At 60.4% G+C, this 15577-nt stretch carries 15 protein-coding genes; 7 read left to right on the plus strand and 8 right to left on the minus strand.

Annotated elements, in window-relative coordinates; genetic code table 11:
- Positions 1–94: 94 nt before the first annotated feature.
- Entirely contained in the window at positions 95–1729 is a 1635-nt protein-coding gene (locus tag AARI_RS11445; protein WP_013349451.1) for an ABC transporter substrate-binding protein, read from the minus strand.
- A 228-nt stretch (positions 1730–1957) separates the two neighbouring features.
- On the opposite strand from AARI_RS11445, the gene AARI_RS11450 reads away from it, so the two are divergent.
- Entirely contained in the window at positions 1958–2317 is a 360-nt protein-coding gene (locus AARI_RS11450; RefSeq protein ID WP_013349452.1) for a hypothetical protein, read from the plus strand.
- A gap of 88 nt (positions 2318–2405) precedes the next feature.
- On the opposite strand, the gene AARI_RS11455 is transcribed toward AARI_RS11450, so the two are convergent.
- From AARI_RS11455 to AARI_RS11465, 3 genes are read right to left on the minus strand one after another with little or no spacing between them, the layout of a single operon-like run.
- Positions 2406–5111 (minus strand): multicopper oxidase domain-containing protein, encoded by a 2706-nt coding sequence (locus tag AARI_RS11455; protein ID WP_013349453.1) that lies wholly within the window; start codon positions 5109–5111, stop codon positions 2406–2408.
- Complete coding sequence (locus AARI_RS11460; protein WP_013349454.1) at positions 5104–6234, minus strand: hypothetical protein; 1131 nt, start codon at positions 6232–6234, stop codon at positions 5104–5106. The genes AARI_RS11455 and AARI_RS11460 overlap by 8 nt, the downstream gene beginning before the upstream one ends.
- Positions 6231–6911, minus strand: a complete 681-nt coding sequence (locus AARI_RS11465) for a helix-turn-helix transcriptional regulator (protein WP_013349455.1) — start codon at positions 6909–6911, stop codon at positions 6231–6233. Before AARI_RS11465 ends, AARI_RS11460 begins: the two co-directional genes overlap by 4 nt.
- Before the next feature lie 136 nt (positions 6912–7047).
- On the opposite strand from AARI_RS11465, the gene AARI_RS11470 reads away from it, so the two are divergent.
- The gene (locus tag AARI_RS11470; protein WP_013349456.1) at positions 7048–7365 is read left to right on the plus strand and encodes a DUF2249 domain-containing protein; all 318 of its coding nucleotides are present in this window, start codon (positions 7048–7050) and stop codon (positions 7363–7365) included.
- 58 nt (positions 7366–7423) lie between these two features.
- Here AARI_RS11470 and mnmA read toward each other — a convergent pair whose 3' ends face one another.
- Genes mnmA through AARI_RS11485 form a run of 3 tightly spaced genes read right to left on the minus strand, consistent with a single transcriptional unit; the run spans position 7424 to position 10631 of the window.
- Positions 7424–8560, minus strand: a complete 1137-nt coding sequence (mnmA, locus tag AARI_RS11475; protein WP_013349457.1) for a tRNA 2-thiouridine(34) synthase MnmA — start codon at positions 8558–8560, stop codon at positions 7424–7426.
- Positions 8557–9792 (minus strand): cysteine desulfurase family protein, encoded by a 1236-nt coding sequence (locus AARI_RS11480; RefSeq protein WP_013349458.1) that lies wholly within the window; start codon positions 9790–9792, stop codon positions 8557–8559. Before AARI_RS11480 ends, mnmA begins: the two co-directional genes overlap by 4 nt.
- A gap of 29 nt (positions 9793–9821) precedes the next feature.
- The gene (locus tag AARI_RS11485; RefSeq protein ID WP_013349459.1) at positions 9822–10631 is read right to left on the minus strand and encodes a hypothetical protein; all 810 of its coding nucleotides are present in this window, start codon (positions 10629–10631) and stop codon (positions 9822–9824) included.
- Positions 10632–10743: 112 nt separating this feature from the next.
- Here AARI_RS11485 and folP point away from each other — a divergent pair, with 112 nt between their 5' ends.
- Complete coding sequence (gene folP / locus AARI_RS11490) at positions 10744–11670, plus strand: dihydropteroate synthase (protein WP_013349460.1); 927 nt, start codon at positions 10744–10746, stop codon at positions 11668–11670.
- A gap of 13 nt (positions 11671–11683) precedes the next feature.
- A complete protein-coding gene (locus tag AARI_RS11495; RefSeq protein WP_013349461.1) occupies positions 11684–12442 on the plus strand; it encodes a dihydrofolate reductase family protein in 759 nt (252 codons plus the stop codon).
- On the opposite strand, the gene AARI_RS11500 is transcribed toward AARI_RS11495, so the two are convergent.
- The gene (locus AARI_RS11500; RefSeq protein WP_013349462.1) at positions 12411–13310 is read right to left on the minus strand and encodes a diacylglycerol/lipid kinase family protein; all 900 of its coding nucleotides are present in this window, start codon (positions 13308–13310) and stop codon (positions 12411–12413) included. The genes AARI_RS11495 and AARI_RS11500 overlap by 32 nt on opposite strands.
- Positions 13311–13426: 116 nt before the next feature.
- Here AARI_RS11500 and AARI_RS11505 point away from each other — a divergent pair, with 116 nt between their 5' ends.
- The 3 genes from AARI_RS11505 to AARI_RS11515 all read left to right on the plus strand — a co-directional run bounded on the left by AARI_RS11505 (position 13427) and on the right by AARI_RS11515 (position 15513).
- Positions 13427–14326, plus strand: coding sequence for a J domain-containing protein (locus AARI_RS11505; RefSeq protein ID WP_013349463.1), 900 nt, complete (start codon positions 13427–13429; stop codon positions 14324–14326).
- 44 nt (positions 14327–14370) lie between these two features.
- Positions 14371–14832 (plus strand): tRNA (cytidine(34)-2'-O)-methyltransferase, encoded by a 462-nt coding sequence (locus AARI_RS11510; protein WP_013349464.1) that lies wholly within the window; start codon positions 14371–14373, stop codon positions 14830–14832.
- A gap of 123 nt (positions 14833–14955) precedes the next feature.
- A complete protein-coding gene (locus tag AARI_RS11515; RefSeq protein WP_013349465.1) occupies positions 14956–15513 on the plus strand; it encodes an anti-sigma factor domain-containing protein in 558 nt (185 codons plus the stop codon).
- Positions 15514–15577: the final 64 nt, after the last annotated feature.

A 15577-nucleotide genomic window follows, 5' to 3' on the forward strand; every position in this document is an offset into this window, starting at 1 on the left:
AATGACGGCGCATGCCAAGGGGATCCGCCTGGCGCGCCATGGCTGGCGCGCGGCAGATCCCCTCAGGTTCAGTGTCTGCGAGGCTGGAGCAGGATTACTTGCTCAGCACACCGAGACGGAACTTGAACGAAGCGTCCAAGGTCTTGTCAACGTCCTTGATGCCCTTGCCTGCAACAGCGACCTGGGCACCCTGCAGCAGCGGCAGCGTGGACAGATCCTTGGCTACCATGGTCTGCAGTTCTTCGATGGCCTTGGTGCGCTCGGCAACGTCGGTCATGCCGCGCTGGTCGGAGATCAGCTTGTCGACTTCAGGGTTGTCGTAGTTGTTCGACAGGAAGTTGTCCTTGGCGAAGAACGGCGACAGGTAGTTGTCGGCATCGGAGCAGTCCGGGAACCAACCCAGCTGGTAGGCCGGGTAGTCAGTGACGCGCTGCTTCTGGTAGGTGACCCACTCGGTCGACTTCAGGTCGACTTCGAACAGGCCATCGGCTTCAAGTTGCTTTTCAACCAGTGCGTATTCGTCGCCGGAGTTCGGTCCGTAGTGATCCGGGTTGTACTGCAAGGCCAGCTTGACCGGGGTCTTCACGCCTGCGTCTTCCAAGGTCTTCTTGGCCTTGGCTGCATCTGGCTTGCCGTCGGTGCCGTACATGTCCTTCAGGGGTTCGATAGCGCCGGTGAAGCCCTGCGGTACGTACGAGTACGCCGGGGTGTAGGTGTCCTTGTAGACGTTCTTCGCGATGGCTTCGCGGTCTACCAGGTGGGCTGCGGCCTGGCGTACGGCCAGCGACTTGGCTTCATCAGCGTCATCGGTCTTGGCACCGTATGGCATGGTGTCGAAGTTGAAGACGATGTAGCGCAGCTCGCCGCCTGGGCCCTTGTGGACTGCCAGGTTATCGTTCTTGCCCAGGTCCTCGATGTCGGTCGGGGTCAGCGAACGCCATGCGACGTCGATCTTGCCTTCCTGGACTTCGAGCTTCAGGTTGTTGGCGTCCTTGTAGTACTTGATCGCAGCCTTGTCGTTGGCTGGAGCACCGAGCACGCCTTGGTAGGCGTCGTTGGCGCTGAAGGAGATCAGGTTGTTCTTGTTGTACGAGTCGATGACATACTGGCCGCCGAAGGCCTTGGCATCAACGATCTTCTGATCATCCATGAGCTCGTCAGCAGAGAAGACTTCATCATCCACGATTGGGCCGACCGGGGAGGTGAGCACCTGTGGGAAGGTCTGGTCGTTGGCGACCTTGAGCGTGAAGACCACGGTGGTGGCATCCGGGGCTTCGATGGACTCGACGTTGCCCAGCAAGGAGGATGGACCGTTCGGGTCAGCAATCTTCAGCTGGCGATCGAAGGTGAACTTCACATCCTTGGAATCCAGGTCGTGGCCGTTAGCCCACTTCAGGCCTTCCTTCAGCTTGACCGTGTATTCGGTTGGGCTGGTGAATTCTGCCGACTCGGCAAGGCTCATCGATGGGTCTGGGCTGCCGGGCTCGGAATTGAGCAGGAATGGGTAGATCTGGTTCATGACCATGAATGAACCGTTATCGTAGGATCCAGCTGGGTCCAGGGAGGTCACCTTGTCGGTGGTTCCCAAGGTGATTGGGGCGCTGGCTTCACCGTTGCTGCCGCCATCTTCGTTGCCGCTGTCTGCCGCCTGGGTGCAACCGGTCAGTGCCAGGGCAGAGATACCCACAACGGCTGCTGCGAGTCGCAGTCCGTTCTTCTTACGAGTCATGAGTCATCCTTCTTCTAGGTACATGCATGGATGGTGATGATTAACACATGCTTCAGACAGCCTAGGTGATGCAGCGCACAAACGACGAATGGAATTAGCGTTGATTGGCAAAATCTGTGGCCTGAACCCCCACTTTTTGTGCTTCAGCCCCTAGCCTTTCTAACTCAAGCGTGAGATGCGTTGGCATTCCTTCCGGCAGGCAAGCGCGGTGGCATAAGCTAGATGTCAATGATGACTCGTAGAGACGCGGCAATCGCGTTGGATATCCCAGTAGAAATGGCCAAGCGCCACGGCATCCCCTCAAAAATGAGCGAAGCCGAGTTCCGTGAGCTGAATACCAATCCCCCAGCATGGTTGGAACAGTCGCGCGCAAACCGCACCGGAAAACGCCCCGTGTGGATTCATCTGGTTTGCGAAGTCTGCGGCTTCAGCGAATACGAGCGTCCCAAGAAGTGGTGGCCCACCTTCGATTTCGTGCACTGCCACAGCCACTCCCCGGCGCAGCTTCCGAAGCTGGAAAAGGGCAAGACCCGCGTGGAGTACCAGGATATTTCTGCACATATGTTCGGCATTGTCGACGAAGCCTAGAGGATTCCAGCAACATGCTCAAAAGGTGCCCGGCCAGTTTATTGAACTGGCCGGGCACCTTTTTCGGTTTGCGGACGGGGAATCGCGCCTACTTCACGCTGATCATTCCGTGCGCTCCCTTTTCGGCATCCGACATGTAGTGGGTGACGAACGGATAATTCCCTGCTTCATCCAGTTCCAGCTCGACAAAGCCGCCTTTGGCTGGAGCCAGCGCCAGGGCCTGCGAGCCTCCGCCTTTGTCCTGGCGGGCATCTAGCGTGTAGTGCCCCTCGGCGTAGACGGTGTCGAATTGGCCGCCAACCACGTGGAAGGAGCTGGCTTTGTTCGGCCCGGCATCCAGCACCCAGAAGCGCACCCGGTCCCCCGCCTGGACTTCCAGCGGCTCGAAAGTGTACTGGTTGGCGTAGCCGTTGAAGACTACGAGGTCCTCCTCTTGGGCTTCGGCCTTGCCCATGTCCACTTCCCCGCCCGGCGCTCCCAGATAGTATTCGGACTGGATGAGCAGGAAGGACTGGTCCACCTCGGGCAAGTCATCCGGCTCGATGATGACCGCGCCGAACATGCCATTGGCGATGTGCGCGCTCATCGGGGCTGTTGAGCAGTGATACATCCAGATCCCCGACTTGGTGGCAGTGAACTCATAGGTCAAGCTCTGCCCCGGGGCAATGGTGCGCATCGGTTCATCGGGAGCCAAGGCCCCGGCATGGAAGTCGATCGAGTGCCCCATGCTCCCATCGTTTACCAAGGTGATTTCAAATTTGTCCCCCACCTTGCCGTGCAGGGTCGGGCCAGGAGCCGTGCCGTTGAACGTCCACAACTTCTGGCTGTATCCCGGTGCGACATCCAATTGCAGCTCGCTGACGGTGAAGGTTTCGCGGTGCGTGACCGGTTTCGCCCCGTTCTTCGGCAAGGGATCAAGCCGTGCGTCAAACGCTGAGAAGTCCTTGCCTGGTACCGCGTTCAGGTCCGGGCCCGCAGCGGAGGCGGCTTCCTGCCCGTCGCCGCCTGCATGATGCTGCTCGTGGCCGCCCTGGGGCGAGGCGTCCGAGGCTTCTGGCTTAGCGGCACCAGTTGGCTTGATCTGCAGGGTCATCCCCATTTGCTTGTGCCCTACGATAGAGCACCAGCCTTGCAAGTCTTCGCTGATAATTCCAGCATCGATACTGGCGCTTTCTCCGGTGGCCAAGCGTCCGGAATCGACGCCGTTGGCCAACACGAGATCATGGACCTGCCCGGGGGCGGTGTTACTGAGCTCGATGACCAGTCGGGTCCCCGCTGGCACCTCGATTACGTTGGGTGTGAAGGCCATGTCCTTGGCTTCGACCTGCACCCGCTGCACCGGAGCGTTAGAGGCGGCAATGTTCTGCTCGCTGCTGGCGGGTACCGGTTCGCGCACCCCTGCGGCCGCTGGGTCGATGGCCACGGCAACAGCCACCGCCAGCACAACGGCCATGACCCCGGCGGCAGCTTGTCCGGCCAATTGCCCGGCAGGGCGTTCGGCCACAGGTTCCGGTGCAGGGCGCGGGCCGGATCCGGGTTGCTGTGCTTGGGCCAGCTCGGCTTTGGCCTTGCGGTGGGTTTTCAGCGCCGTGAACAGCAGCAGGATGAAGGTGGCCATGGCAATGAGGTACAGCACCGAGCAGAAGACACGGACCAGCGAGGAGACCGGCAAGGCGCAGGCCAGCAGGGCGGCGTTGGCCATCGCTATACGCCAGGCCGCGCCGCGGTCAAAGACCGCATTGGCCAGCTTCAGCGGGCGCGGTCCCCCGCCCAGCGCTACCGGAATCAGATAGGACAGGGCACCGACCAGGATTTGGGCGCCGAATCCGGCGACCAGGTACGGCGCAATGGCATCGAAGTGCTTGCCCATCTGCTCCCAGCTGCCGCTGGTAAACATGGCGCTCAGTGTCCAGATCAAGGTGCCGATCCACCAGCAGGCCGCAGCGAGTACGCTCAGCGTGGCGAAGTTCCGTGGCGGTTTGGACCTGGCAGCGAAGATAAAGGGGGATGCCAACAATCCCAAGCCCACCAGATAGGCAAGCAAACCAAGTGCGGCCAGTGGCAGTAATCCGCTGGCGGCCCCGGCAGCTGCGGTGAACGCGCCGGCCACCAGCACCGGCAAGGCCTGGCGCAAGGCGGTGGCCGCGTTCTGGGCCATGCGTGTGCGCAGCATCGTGGGCCACAGGGTGATCAGGGTTCCGGCCACGGTCAGCCCTACCCATCCGAGCAGGTTCACCATGGCGTGGGCTACGGTCATCCGTTCATGCAGCGTTGAAGGCAAGCCGGCGGCAATCCAGGTTCCCAGCCCCGCGCCGATAGGCAGGAAGCATGCCGCGGCAATGTAGTAGCGCACGCTGGGCCCGAAAGGGGAAGGCAAGGCCTTGCGGATGTTGCGGTACATCCACCCCGCGTGCCACAGGGCCGCGGCGGCGATCGCGCTGGACCCGATGGCAACCAGCACCCAGAGCTCGCTGGGCACGCCGATCAGCACCAGCAGTGCGCCACAGTTCATCAAGGCCAGACGGTAGCTTTGCTGCCGGCGTGCCTGGGCGGTATTGACCAGTTTGAGCAAGGCGGTGGCGAAGTACTGGGACCAGACCAAGATGGCGTGCGACAGCGCACCGAGCATCATCAGATGGATCAGCAACCAGCGCGGCGCGGGCAGTTCACGATGGATCAGGGAAACCACCACCGCGAAAATCAGCCACAGGGCTGTTGGCAGATCCCGCAAAGCCCAAAAGCCGCGGCCGGGGATTCTTTGCGCCGCGGGGTTGATGGCAATCGGCTCACGCATGGTTTGCGGCTTCTTTCTTTGCTTGCCCTGCAGCCTGCAGGGCGGAGTACACAGCGATAGCGGCGAAGACCAGCAGGGCCGCGACATTGCTTGCTCCCCCTGCCTTCCACAAGATCTGAACGCCCAATCCGTCGCCCAACCAGATCCGCAAGACCAGCCCCAGATGCAGCATGGCGGCCGGGATCCACATGGCCCGATGGTATGGCAGGTTGATGGCCAGCACGGCCGGCAAGATGGTGGAGGCATGGGCCATGATCATGGAAATGGCAAAGCCCAGGAAAACCGCGTGGATCACGGTGTCATAGCGGGCGGTGCTGGCCGGATAGCCCAATGCCCACACCACTGCCGCAACCAGCAGCCAGAAATAGCCAGCCAGCAGGCAGGCGGCCATGAAACGCGGCGCACCGGTGGAGTTGATGGTTCGTCGTGCCACGTCGTGGCGCACGAGCCAGATCACCAGTCCCAGCAGGAAGCAGCCAAAGAGCACCGACCCGATCTGCACGAAAAGGGTTGAGGCTGCGGCAGCTAGTAGCAGGCCCAAGTTCAGCAGCACCGCTGCGTGTTCGGCGCGGGCACTGATCTGTATGCGGGCCAATTCCACGCGTTCCCCGGCGATGGTGGCGATCAGGAAGACGGCCAGCCACGGCAGCAGCAAGGAAATCTGCACTGCACCGGCCCAGAGGATTGCCGCGCCCAATCCGGCGCAGGCGCCGATCATCTGGATCATCACCGCGTGGGCGCGCTGGCGCCGCCACAACGGGATGTAAACCCCCAGCAGTGCCGCCAAACCGGCGATGAACAAGCCGGCCGGGATCCACTGGGGCACGGTGAACAGCTGCGTCAGCCCGCCAAGGGACAGGCACAGCGGGGCCGCATATCCGGCGAGCTTGCCTAGGGCCACCGCGCGTTCCAAGGCGATCAGGGACCCTGCGAACCCGAAGACCAGCAGCAGTCCATGGGCCTGACCCCAGGATGAGATCATCATCGGTGCGGGCAGGTCCAAGAGGATCAGTGCCGCGTCCAGTCCGGACAGCAGGCAGAGCATCGCTGGCAGCATCAGCATCAGGCGCCAACGTCCTTTGCGCCGCGCAGCTGCCAGCCGCGGCAGCGCTGTTCGGTTCATTGCTGGCCTTGGCTGGAGAGCGGAAGTTCCAGCTGGCAGGTGTGCTTGGAGGCAAAGGGGTTCAGTTCGGTGCCTTCGCTGGAGGTTCCGGCCGATTCCAGCAGGCCGCGCACCATGCCCAGATGCACATTGCACACGATCCCCGGATTCTTTTCGGCAGCACCGATCAGCGGACAGGCATTCAAGGTGATGCTGTGATCTTCGCTCACCGCTGGGGCGAACCCCATGGCTTCCAGTGAGTTCAGGACCTGCGTTTCAGCTGGTTGCGCAGGAAGGTGCGTGGCCTCAGGACCGGTGCCCAGGGATTGTCCCCAGCGCCGTCCGGCAGCGATGCTCGCTGCGCGCGGATCATCTGCGCTGTGCACCAGTTGCTCTGCCAAGGCTGAGGCCAAGGCGGCATAGGTGGATTCTTGGGTCTCGGCCGGGAACCAGATCCATGCCGGACGGCCGCGGCCGGTGGCTTCGGCCGCTTTGCGCAGCAGGTAGCCATCTTCCAGCAGGGCTTCGAGATGGGCGCGCACGGTATTTTCATGCAGGCCGGTAGTGGCGGCAATCGCTGACAAGGCCAGGCCTTGATCCGCGTTGCCTACCAGTTCCAAGATGCGTTCGCGGGTCGGTGAATGGATGCGCCCCGAGGAAGTGCGTCTGGCTACGGGCTGCATGCCGCTGCGTTTCATCGTTCCTACCTGTCTCGGGATCATTTAGGCACCACTACCTTTTTCCACTGAGTTAATTGTAATAAAATAAGTTCAACCCCGCCACGCAAGGTGGCTCATGACACGGGTAGTCACTGACGAAATCTAGGAGGATTTCATGGCAGAGCGAATTGAGCTCTCGGCAAGCAAGGCAGAAGCTGAAAAGCACCAGCAGCCAGGTGGCTCGTGCGCCTGCGGAGAGCATGATGAAACCCTCCCGGAACTCGATGTGCAGACCATCCCGCACGCCATCCGCCACGGCTCGATCTTCGGTGCCCTCGATTCACTGCGCCCAGGTGCCGGACTGGTCATCTCGGCAACGCACAATCCCCTGCCCCTGCTCGCGCAGCTGGCTCAGCGTTCACCGGACGCGTTCGAAACCACCTACCTGACCGAAGGCCCAGATCGCTGGCGCATCAAGTTCGTTCGCAACTAGCCTTAACCGAGGAAACCCCTTGGATCCATGGATCCAAGGGGTTTCCTCGTTGCTATGCTCAGCTGACCTTGCTGGAGTCCCATTCGCTGGAACGAGCCGAGTCGATGGTGGCCTGGCCCAGCACACGGCTGCCCTGGTAGACCACCATGGTCTGCCCAGGGGCAACACCGCGCATGCCTTCTGGCAGGTTGACCACCAGTTCATCGTGACTCTCTGCCGAGCGTTCCATATGGGCTACGGCAGGCACCGGATCGCCGTGGGCGCGCACCTGCACCATGCAATCGAACTTTTCTCCGGTGAAGACCTCGGAAATGGGCACACCGGCCCAGGAAATGCGGATGCCGCGCAGCTGGTCTACAGCCAGCAGTGCTTCGGGGCCGACAATGACCTTGTTCTCCTTGGGACGGATCTCCAAGACGAAACGCGGCTTGCCATCGGCCGCCGGACGGCCCAGGCGCAAGCCCTTGCGCTGGCCTACTGTGAAGGCTTGGGCGCCTTCATGCTCGCCGAGCTGATTGCCTTCGTGGTCGACAATTTCACCTGGCTTCATTTCAATGCGTTCGGCCAGCCAGCCACGGGTATCGCCATCCGGGATGAAACAGATGTCGTAGCTGTCGGGCTTGTTCGCCACGGTCAGCCCGCGGGCGGCCGCTTCGGCGCGGACCTCAGCCTTGGAAGGGGTTTCGGCCAGCGGGAACATGCAGTGCTCCAGCTGCTCGTGGGTCAGCACGCCCAAAACGTAGGACTGGTCCTTGGCCCAGTCGGCGGCGCGGTGCAGTTCCGGGTTGCCCTCGTCATCGCGCAGCACCTTGGCGTAGTGCCCGGTGCACACCGCATCAAAGCCCAGCGCCAAGGCCTTTTCCAGCAGTGCGGCGAACTTGATCTTCTCATTGCAGCGCATGCACGGGTTCGGGGTGCGCCCGGCTTCGTATTCGTCCACGAAGTCCTGGACGACGTCTTCGGCGAAGCGGTCTGAGAAATCCCAGACGTAGTACGGGATGCCCAGCTTGTCGCAGGCACGCCAAGCATCATTCGAATCTTCCAGGGTGCAGCAGCCGCGCGAGCCGGTACGCAGGGTTCCGGGCATGCGGGACAGGGCCAGGTGGACGCCGACGACGTCGTGGCCGGCTTCAACTGCGCGGGCCGCGGCTACCGCCGAGTCCACGCCTCCGGACATCGCTGCTAGTACCTTCATCGTGTAAAACCTGTTCCTGCCGTGTGGATGCTGCTTTCATCGGCTGCCATTCCAGCCTTCTTCGCCCGAGCATATGCTTCGGGCAAAGCCTCTAATAATGCGTCAACGTCTGCGCGCGTGGATGTATGCCCCAATGTGAAGCGTTGCACACTGCGGGCCGAACGCGCATCGCGTCCCATAGCCAGCAAAACATGCGAAGGCTGTGGAACGCCAGCGGTGCACGCCGACCCGGTGGAAGAGGCAATGCCCACCATGTCCAAACCGAACAACAGCGAATCGCCTTCGCATTCAGGGAAGGTGAAGTGCAGATTGCCCGGAAGCCGCTTGCCTTCATTGTCCTGATCCCGTGGACCGTTGAGCACGGCTTCGGGGATCAACTCGTTGATTTTCTCTACCGCGTATTCGCGCAGTTCGCCCAGCCGGGCCGCTTCATCAGCCAGCTCGGCACGCACTGCGGTGGCAGCGGCGGCAAAACCTGCGGCCAGGGCCGCGTTCAAGGTTCCCGAACGCAGCTTGCGTTCATGCCCTCCGCCATGTTGTACCGGGGTGAGCACGACATCGCGGCGAACAAGAAGTCCGCCGATGCCCACCGGGCCACCGATCTTATGCGCGCTAATGGCCATGGTGGCCAAATTCGAGTTGGCGAAGTCGACCGCCACTGCACCAAAAGCCTGGACCGCATCGCAGTGCACCGGGATCCCGTACTTGCCGGCCAAAGCGGCAAATTCGGCAATCGGCTGGACGGTGCCCACCTCGTTATTGGCCCACATCAAGGTCGCCACAGCGATCTGCTCGTGGTGCTTGGCAAAAAGCTCTTTAGCTGCCTGCAGGTCAACGACCCCGTCTTCATCAACGGCCAGCCACAGCAAGGTGGCATTCTCGTGGTTCTGCAGCCAGGTGGCCGTATCCAAGATCGCGTGGTGCTCGATGCCGGTAAGCACGATGGCGCGGGCTTTGTCGTTGGCCGCGACGCGGTTCCAGAACAGCCCTTTGAGCGCCAGGTTATCCGATTCGGTTCCCCCGGAAGTGAAGATCAACTCGCTGGAGTGCGCCCCGGCTGCCTGCGCGATTGCTTGGCGTGAATCATCAACGACACGGTTCGCTCGGCGCCCGGCCCCGTGCAATGAGGACGGGTTTCCGGTGCGGGCGTACTGTTCGGTGATGGCAGCGAGAGCTGCTGGATTCAGATCGGTGGTTGCCGCGTGATCCAGGTATACGGCGGAAGTATTCATAACTCTTCAATGGTACGGGGTTGGACACCCTAGTTTGAATGGCCGATTCGTGTGAATTGGCCGACCTCGATGGCTTCGAGCTGCGGATGATTCAAGATCGCTTCAATCAGCGCCGCTGGCCCACCCAGGATGGTGCAGTCGTCAAACGGTTCGGTGGACAGCATCCACTGGTGATCCGCCGCGAAGGCCAACGCCGGCCGCTGGCGCTGGGCCCCGTCGGCGGTAGCAGCCCATTGCGGCTGCGCCAGGAACTGCGCATCGGCTTCGAACAGATGGTAGTTGCGGTAGCCGCCACCGAGCTCAAGCTGTTCTGCGTCAAGGACCTCAGGGCCGAAGGCAGGCTTCTGGGCTTCGGCGAGCGCCAGCTCGTAAACGCGCTGGTTTTCTTCTTCGCTTAACGCAGGATCAGGTTCGCGCTCAATTTGGATGCGTTCCCCACCTTCGATAAAGGCATATCCCGCCCAGAGTCCAAGCACGTATTTCTGCTCATTGGGGGTCGCCTTGATCAGCTCTGCGGCGAGCGCCTGCCATTGCTCTTCTGGAAGCTGGTCCAGTGGAAGGTCTGAGTCCACCCAAGCGTCTTCGGTGGCAGGATTGCCCTGTGCATCCAGACCGGCCACGGTTTCAAAGAGATCTGCTGCGGTAATGATGTGGTTGCGGCTTCGTGCCACGGCATCCCAACGCACCAATTGGTCATCTTCGTCAAGCGCCGGGTGCAAGATGCGCACGTAGCGTTCATAGCCATGCGGGATTTGAGCGACTACGGTACTGGGGTCAGCCGAGGCACAGGCAGCGGAGATCCATGCTCCGTGCTTAGCCGAGAGGTGTGAAAACTGCATGCTCTTAGCCTAGCGAGAACACAAGGTGAATTCTGCCCTCCAGCCATGCTCAGTGGTATGAATAGAAGAAGACCTGATGACCTGCTGAATCTACCCAAGGGAGCCTTCCTCAATGTTCAAGCCTGACTTCTTGGCTCCTGTCCATGAATTTTCTCAGCGCACCTTGGATTTCTCGCAGCGCATTGCCGTGATGGCAGTGATCAACCGCACCCCGGATTCTTTCTTTGATGCCGGGTCGACCTTTGGCTTGGATGATGCGGTAGCCGCGGCCATGCGTGCCGTTGATGCAGGTGCCGATTGGGTGGATATCGGCGGGGTCCCTTTCTCTCCTGGCCCTGAGCTTCCGTGGCAGGAAGAAGCTGAGCGTATTGTGCCGGTGATCCAGCAGGTGCGTCAGCGCAGTACCGTGATCATTTCGGCAGACACCTTCCACCCGCAAGTAGCGCAGGCAGCCATCAACGCCGGCGCAGATGTCATCAACGACACCACCGGTTTTTCCTACCCGGAGTTGGCTCGCGTGGTTGCAGCAAACAATGTCCACGTGGTCATCACCCATTCGCTGGCCGAGCCCCGGACCATTTATCCGCGCCCGCACTACGAGGATGTGGTCAAGGAAATCCGCCAGTACCTAGTCCAGAAAGTGCAGATTGCCTTGGACGCCGGTGTTGCACCGGAGAAGATCATCATTGATCCCGGTCATGATCTGAACAAGAACACACGCCATACTCTCGATCTGACAGCCGGGTTCCAGGCCTTCGCTGACTTGGGATATCCGGCGTTGGCCGCGGTGTCGAACAAGGACTTCATTGGAGAGACCTTGGACTTGCCCAAGAGCGAACGCATGGTCGGCTCAATGGTGGCCGCAACCATCTGCGCCATGAATGGTGCCCGCATTTTGCGGATGCACAATATCCCGGAGTCAGTGCAGACCGTGCACCTGATCGAAGCTGCACAAGGTTGGCGGGAGCCGGCCTACCAGATTCACAACATGGGCGATGTCAATCCTCCGGCCCATCCCGAACGCGAAGCCAGCAAGTAAAGGAATTCTCAAGATGCGTGCATTGCTGCCCCACCCGGCCGATCAGGTTGATGACCGGTTCCTGCTACAGAGCTACTCCAGTGAGCAACGTCTGTTCGTGCGTTTCAACTTCGTGAGCAGCATCGATGGCAGTGCACAGGTCAATGGACTGTCAAAAGGCCTGGGTTCCCCCGCCGATGGCAGGATCTTCGCGCTCTTGCGGCGCCTTGCCAGCGTAATCCTGGTGGGCGCTGGAACGGTTCGTGCCGAAGGCTACGAAGGCCAATTGCTCGCTGACGAAGATATCAGCTGGCGCGTTGAGCAGGGCATGGCCCCGCAGCCTGTATTGGCGCTCATTTCGCGAGGACTGAACCTGGAACCGAACGATCCGGTGTTCGTCCAGTCCCCGGTTCCGGTTTTGCTATTCACCAGCGTCAGGGTCACCAGCGAACAGCGCCAGGCATTCGGCCCGAATACAACTCTGGTGCAGGTTTCAGAAACCGAAGGTGGATGTGATCCGCAGGAAATCATTGCGTATCTGCAGGCGCAGGGGCACGGCTTCATCCATGCAGAAGGAGGCCCCCACATCTTTGGGCAGTTTGCCGCCGCCGGCGTCGTTGACTCGGCCTGCATCAGCTACTCCCCTGCCGTGGTAGCTGGAGACGGCATGCGGATTGCAGCACACGGCCCGCAGACGTTCCAATCCTTTGACCTGCATGCCCTCTTTGAAGAGGACAGCATGCTCTTCTGCGACTACCGGCTCAAGAAATCAGCTGGATCCCCGCAGGGATAACCGCTAATTCAAACGGGCCCTGCCCTACCAGTTCCCCATCGGCATAGCTTTGCTGAGTAGTTTCAACACGTGCCTGTTTCAGCTGGGCGCTGACTTTCCACGGGTGCGGTGCGCCCGTGAGGATCTTCGCCAGATGCGGCAGGACCCGCAGGATTCGAGGTCCGCGCACCATCGCCAGTTCTGCGAAACCATCGGAGAAGTCCGCGTGCGGGAAAAGCCTGATCCCTCCACCGAGGGATTTGATATTTGCCAGGCTGGCGGCCAGGACGCTTCCACTGAATTCCATCCCGTCGGCCCGCACCTCGCTGCGGTAGCCGCGTAATTGCGGCAGGCACAAGACCAGGCCTGCAATGTACCGCAGGGCACCAAGCTGTCGCGGCAGTGCGTTGGCCTTGGCATTGACGGTAGCTTCAAATCCCCAGGAAACCGCCCCCAGCGCATAGCGGTGCGCTCCGCTGGTCTGGTCGAAGCGCAGCTCGAGTACGTCGATGGGAGTTGTAGCGGTGGGGTTCTGGAAAAATTCCAACACCTTGGCCAGGGATTCTTCAGCGTTTGAATCCATGGTCATGCGCCAAAAGTCGTTGCCGCTTCCTGCTGGAATGATGCCAATGGGGATGGTCGTCCCGACAATGCGCTGGATGCTGTGGTGGACCAGCCCATCGCCACCGATGATCACGATGGCACGCGATGCCTTGAGCTGGTTACCCACTTGTTCCACACTGTTCACCGAGGTATCGAGCAGTTCATGGTCCAGCCCCAGCGCACTGAGCCCTTGGGCAAGCAGCTGTGCCCGGCGCATCCCTCGGCCTCGGCCTGAAGCGGGGTGGAAGATGACCCGGATTTTTCCGGCATGAACAAAAGAACTCATGAGAATAGAGATTACCCAGCAACTTGGCGCTTCTACAAAGAAAACGCTGGGTTCGGTTCGCTAAACTAGGACTCACCGGCCATCTGGCCATTCCACCGAGAGGACTCTTCCGTTCAATGAGCACACCAAGCCCGTATGAAATTCTTGGTGTCGCGTCCACTGCAAGCATGGAAGAGATCAAGGTGGCTTACCGCAGGGCCGCTCGCGCGACCCACCCGGATCTCGGGGGAAGCGAAGACAAGTTCAAAGAGGTCCAACGCGCCTTCCAGCAGATCAACGATGCCGCGACTCCGCTGAGCCATGAGCAGACGTTCCAAACTCCGGGCAATGCCCCACGCGCCGGATTCAGCGCCAGGCCTTTCGACGAACGTTTACGCAAGAGCCCCCAGCAGCCCAAGGCCCAGCTGCCCACCGAATATGTTCCGCCGTTCTCCGAGGATTCCTTTGATTTGTTGGATCCCAAGATCTGTCAGCAGCGGATTCACGGAGAGCCGCGTAAGCGCGGACTGTTCTCCAACCGTGCGCGGCTATTCCGCGAAGCCCAGAGCATCAACTTGCTCTCCAAGAACCTTTTGAATGTCCTGCCGGCTGCGCGCTTGGTCAACGGCCTGCGCTCGCCTTCCTCCGGGTACTACGACCATGTGCTGTTCGCCGGTTACCGCATGGCAGTGATCAATACGATGACTTTGCCTGATGGCTACTACTCCTTCGACGGGCATGTTTTGCGTCACGGCAATAAACTGACCCAGCCGCCACAATTCTCCATCTCCGGTCTGCAACGGCAATTCATGCAGATGAACGTAGTTTCCTTCACCCTGGTGCTCTCGGCCAACGGAAATTATCATGAACCGGTCATTGAGTACCGTCGCAATGCCGATCCCACGCTTGCCTCGACGCCGAATGTGCTCAACGCGGCGGGTTTGATTCGCGAATTGAAACTCTTTTTGGGCTCTGGCCCATCGCCAAATGTCGTCGATCGTGTAGCGCTGGCACGACTGCGTGAGGCGATGTACTAAGTTCAATGGCTCGAATTCCGGTTTCGAGAGCTTAAACTGGTTCAGTGTTTCGTATCGTTTTCAATGCCCCAGAGATCCCGGGTAATTCCGGCAACGCTATCCGACTAGCCGCCATCACCGGCGCAGAGCTGCATTTGGTGAAGCCCCTGGGCTTCAACTTCGAAGATGCCAATCTACGTCGTGCAGGTTTGGACTACCACGACCTTGCTTACGTCACCGTCCATGAGGATCTCGACGCAGCTTTTGAAGCCCTCGGTGAGGGCCGTGTCTTCGCATTCACCTCCGAAGGCAGCACCGTCTACTCGGACATCAGCTACGAGACCAGCGACATCCTGCTCTTCGGCCGCGAATCGGTCGGCTTGAGCAGCGAAGAGAAGAAGCATCCACGGGTCACCGACCTGGTTCGCTTGCCCATGCTTCCAGGCCGTCGGTCGATGAATCTGGCTAACACCGCTTCAGTGGTTGCTTTCGAGGCTTGGCGCCAGCACGGCTTTGCCGGCGCGTAAAATACCAGCTCGCCAACGCCACGCATACAGCTTTACCTAATCTTTATAAAGTAGGCTCGAGTCTGTACCTGCAGTTTCCAGGTATTGAACTGTGCCGACTACACTTCGGGAGATTCCAAGACAATGAACGGTAGCCATTCTCAGCACCGCGACGAGCCCCAGGAAGAGAACCTGGGTCTAGATCTGGTGAGCCAAGTGGCCAGCAGTTCACGCGCAGCAAAGAAAAAGCCTAAGCGCTGGATCTTCGCCGTCACGGGACTCGCCATCATCGTCGTTCTAGCGGTGGTCATTTTGTCTCTGCTCAACGGGGGCACCAAGGCCTCTAAAGCTGCCGACGCCGCTGACGCCATCACGCAGACCGTTGAACTGAAGAGCGGCGGAAAAGCGGTTCTCAGCTCCTCGGAGTCTGAAAATGCCGTAGGCGTTGAACTCTCAGAACTTCCTGCTTTGGACGGTTCGGAACAGTACGTTGCTTGGGCAGTGCGTGAATCCGGCAGCATCTCCGTCATCGTTTCCAGCACCGGTGAAGACGCCTCGGCAGGATTGACCCCAGCCGATGACGTGATTGCCCTTCACATCACCGTTGAGGGTTCTAAGATCCCGGAGGCACCATCGGCAGATGCTGAAGCCTCCGTCGACCTGCCACTGGCTGAAGATAAGGCCGCAAAAGACGAAAAGTAATTGCTGCGACAGCTAGCCAAAGAGCTCGGGGCGAAGATCAATTCACGATCTTCGCCCCGAGCTC

This window comes from Glutamicibacter arilaitensis Re117 (genome assembly GCF_000197735.1).
GTDB lineage: Bacteria > Actinomycetota > Actinomycetes > Actinomycetales > Micrococcaceae > Glutamicibacter > Glutamicibacter arilaitensis.